General features: G+C 48.6%; 1 protein-coding gene. It reads left to right on the top strand.

All coding sequences use genetic code 11. The annotated features are described in order from the left end of the window. Positions 1 to 96: 96 nt before the first annotated feature. Positions 97 to 766: tRNA lysidine(34) synthetase TilS (tilS, locus tag ON063_RS14705; protein WP_274665635.1), on the top strand; the 670-nt coding region annotated here is incomplete at its 3' end.

Genomic DNA, 766 nt, shown 5'->3' with positions numbered 1-766 from the left:
AACACGGGTTCGAATCCCGTACGGGTCACTTAGCCTAAGCGAAAAGAAGCCATCTCAATCGAGATGGCTTCTTTTGTTATATCAAGGAGGGAATTCATGAAAAAAGTGCTCGTCGCAGTGTCTGGTGGGGTGGATTCCATTGTCTTATTGGATCGTCTCGTCAAAAAGGGATGGAATGTTGCGGTGGCGCATGTCCATCATGGCGTACGAGAAGCTTCAGACGAAGAGTATAGGTTCGTCGCCCGCGTCGCAGCAACCTACCATATTCCGTTTCATGGAACGCAACTCTGCTTTCAAGATGGAGGATCACAAGCCCGATACCGGGAAGCCCGCTATCAATTTTTTGAAGACGTCATGAACGAATATGGATATGACACATTGGCCACGGCGCATCATGCGGATGACGAGTTAGAAACAGTGCTCATTCAACTACATCGAAACGTGATCGAAGTGAAAGGGATTCCCGAAAGCCGGCAATTTGGTAACGGGAGGCTCATCCGTCCGTTGTTACATGAGTCGAAAGCTCAACTGATCGAGTATGCACGACAGAATGAATTAGAGTGGCGCGAAGACGCAACAAACCAAGAACGTACTTACTTAAGGAATCAAATTCGCCATGAGATTGTGCCGCGACTGAAACAGATGCGGCCATCGATTGTGAGAGAAGTCAGCGAAGTGGCAAAGGAGGCCCGTGCTGATTGGGATAGCAGGTATCAATCGTGCGAACAATGGGTGGAGGCATATGTCGAACTTGAAATGAAAGCGT

Source organism: Exiguobacterium sp. B2(2022) (genome assembly GCF_028823655.1).
GTDB lineage: Bacteria > Bacillota > Bacilli > Exiguobacteriales > Exiguobacteriaceae > Exiguobacterium > Exiguobacterium aestuarii_A.
This window is presented reverse-complemented; position numbering and strand designations above follow the sequence as displayed.